General features: G+C 66.6%; 3 protein-coding genes. All 3 read left to right on the top strand.

What is annotated here, in order from left to right; all coding sequences use genetic code 11:
• The first annotated feature begins 76 nt into the window (after nucleotides 1–76).
• The 3 genes from EOA49_RS31465 to EOA49_RS31455 all read left to right on the top strand — a co-directional run bounded on the left by EOA49_RS31465 (nucleotide 77) and on the right by EOA49_RS31455 (nucleotide 2,478).
• The gene (locus EOA49_RS31465) at nucleotides 77–523 is read left to right on the top strand and encodes a transposase (RefSeq protein ID WP_095826492.1); all 447 of its coding nucleotides are present in this window, start codon (nucleotides 77–79) and stop codon (nucleotides 521–523) included.
• A complete protein-coding gene (tnpB, locus tag EOA49_RS31460; RefSeq protein ID WP_127242249.1) occupies nucleotides 520–876 on the top strand; it encodes an IS66 family insertion sequence element accessory protein TnpB in 357 nt (118 codons plus the stop codon). The genes EOA49_RS31465 and tnpB overlap by 4 nt, the downstream gene beginning before the upstream one ends.
• Nucleotides 877–945: 69 nt before the next feature.
• Nucleotides 946–2,478, top strand: coding sequence for an IS66 family transposase (locus EOA49_RS31455; protein ID WP_095826494.1), 1,533 nt, complete (start codon nucleotides 946–948; stop codon nucleotides 2,476–2,478).
• The last annotated feature ends 13 nt before the right edge of the window (nucleotides 2,479–2,491 follow it).

The raw sequence follows: 2,491 nt of genomic DNA, 5'->3' as shown, positions 1-2,491 counted from the left end.
GTAAGCGCTGTTCCGACAGCACCTTTCGCGCGTGACGCTGAGGAACGATGTTCGGAGCCTTTGAGGGCTTCGACACATGACGATTTCAGAGCTTAAGCTTAAGTCCAGGGATGAAGAGCCGGTTCGCCGGCTGGAGATCTTCACCGGCTCCGGTCGGCGGCGGGAATGGCTGCCGGACGAGAAAGCACGGATCGTGGCAGAAAGCTACGAGACCGGCGAGACCGTGAGCGCGGTAGCGCGGCGATATGCCTTGTCCCCGCAGCAATTGTTCGCGTGGCGTCGGGCTGCTCGTCAGCCGTTGGCGGCATCGCCGGCACCCGAACCGCTCTTTGTTCCGGCGGTGGTGACGGCGCCGCCTCCGGAACCCGCGCCGAAGCGCCCAGCACAGCCGCGGAAGCGGAAGGCGAGCCGAGATGCTGGCCTGATCGAGCTTGAGATCGACGGCATCGCCATGCGGGTTGGCCGCGGCGCAGACGCCAGGACGGTTGCGGCGGTGATCCGTGCGCTGAAGGCAACGTCGTGATCGGGCCAACGGGCGCCGTCAAGGTCATGGTGGCCACGAAGCCGGTGGACTTCCGCAAGGGGGCGGAGGGGCTGGCTGCGTTGGTGCGCGAGACGATGGGCGCCGATCCGTTCAGCGGCGCGGTCTATGTGTTCCGGGCGAAACGAACGGATCGGATCAAGCTGATCTTCTGGGACGGCACCGGCGTCTGCCTCTATGCGAAGCGGCTGGAGGATGGCGAGTTCCGCTGGCCGAAAGTGCAGGATGGCGTGATGCGGCTGACGGCCGCCCAGTTGTCGGCACTGCTTGAGGGGCTTGATTGGCGGCGCGTCCATGAAGCCCGCCGGACGCGCGCTCCGGCGCAGGCGGGTTGATCCGCGACCAAGTGAATCAGCCTGGATTCCGCTGTCGCCCGGAACTGGCGAATATGGTCTGATCCGATCATGGCGATGACGGCGGACCAGCTTCCCGACGATCCGGATGTGCTGAAGGCGATGGTCCTGGCGCGCGATGTCGAGAATGCCCGCCTGACCCAGATCATCAAGGAATTGCAGCGTCACCGCTTCGGTCGCCGCGCAGAGAGCCTGCCTGAAGACCAACTGCTCCTTGGCCTCGAGGAGGCCGAGCAAATCGAAGCGGCCGGCGAGGAAGAGGCCGAACGTGCCGATCCGGCCAAACGAACGCAGCGCACCGCAAAGCGGCGGGCGAACCGGGGTGCGCTGCCGCCGCATCTGCCGCGCATCGAGATGGTCGTCGACATCGAGGACCATGCCTGCCCGTGCTGTCGCAACGGGCTTCACCGGATCGGCGAAGACGTTAGCGAACGGCTCGACATCGTGCCGGCGCAGCTGCGCGTGATCGTCGTGCGTCGGCCCAAATATGCCTGCCGTGCCTGCGAGGACGTTGTCGTGCAGGCTCCAGCGCCCGCCCGGCTGATCGAAGGCGGTCTGCCAACCGAGGCGACGGTCGCCCAGGTTCTGGTCTCCAAATATGCCGATCACCTGCCGCTCTATCGTCAGGCGCAGATCTACGCCCGGCAGGGTATCAACCTCGACCGATCCACGCTCGCCGACTGGGTCGGCCGCGCCGCCTGGCATCTGCGTCCAGTCCACGAGCGGCTGCTGGAGAAGCTGAAAGCCTCGCCGAAGCTCTTTGCCGACGAGACCACGGCGCCGGTGCTCGATCCCGGCCGCGGCAAGACCAAGACCGGGCAGCTCTGGGCCTACGCCCGCGATGACCGACCATGGAACGGAAGCGACCCACCGGGCGTCGCCTATGTCTATGCGCCGGACCGAAAGGCGGAGCGACCCATCGCTCATCTGGCGGGCTTTGCCGGAATCCTGCAGGTCGACGGATATGGTGGCTATCGGGTGCTCGCCGACAAGAGCGGCGCAACGCTCGCCTTCTGCTGGGCGCACGTGCGCCGGCGCTTCTACGAACTCGCCGCAGCCGGTCCGGCGCCGATCGCGAGCGAGGCGCTGCGGCGCATCGCAGAGCTCTATCGCGTCGAGGACGACATCCGCGGCCAGCCGGCAGACGCACGTCTTGCCGTGCGCCAGGAAAGGAGCCGACCGATCCTGGCCGAGCTCGAGCTGTGGCTGCGCGAGAAGCTCGGCCTGATCAGCCAGAAGACGAAGCTCGCCGAGGCGATCCGGTATACGCTGTCACGCTGGGAGGGACTCTCGCGCTTCCTCGACGACGGCCGCATCGAGCTCGACTCCAATACCGTCGAGCGGTCGATCCGCCCGATCGCGCTCAACCGAAAGAACGCCCTCTTCGCCGGCTCTGACGGCGGCGCCGAGCACTGGGCCGTCGTCGCTTCGCTGATCGAGACGTGCAAGCTGAACGACGTCGAGCCGCTCGGCTACCTCGCCGACGTGCTCGCCAGGATCGTCAACGGCCACCCGAACAGCCAGATCGACGAGCTTCTGCCCTGGGCCTTCATCGCCGCTCCCGAGCTTAAGGCCGTGGCCTAAGAACACCGCTTAC

The organism is Mesorhizobium sp. M1A.F.Ca.IN.020.04.1.1 (genome assembly GCF_003997315.1).
Lineage (GTDB): Bacteria > Pseudomonadota > Alphaproteobacteria > Rhizobiales > Rhizobiaceae > Mesorhizobium.
The sequence above is the reverse complement of the archived record's forward strand: the minus strand, read 5'-3'. Positions and strand labels throughout refer to the sequence as shown.

Excerpts from the sequence above, each read along its gene's own strand:
- EOA49_RS31465 (WP_095826492.1), top strand. The coding sequence starts at position 77 with ATGACGATTTCAGAGCTTAAGCTTAAGTCCAGGGATGAAGAGCCGGTT.
- EOA49_RS31455 (WP_095826494.1), top strand. The coding sequence starts at position 946 with ATGGCGATGACGGCGGACCAGCTTCCCGACGATCCGGATGTGCTGAAG.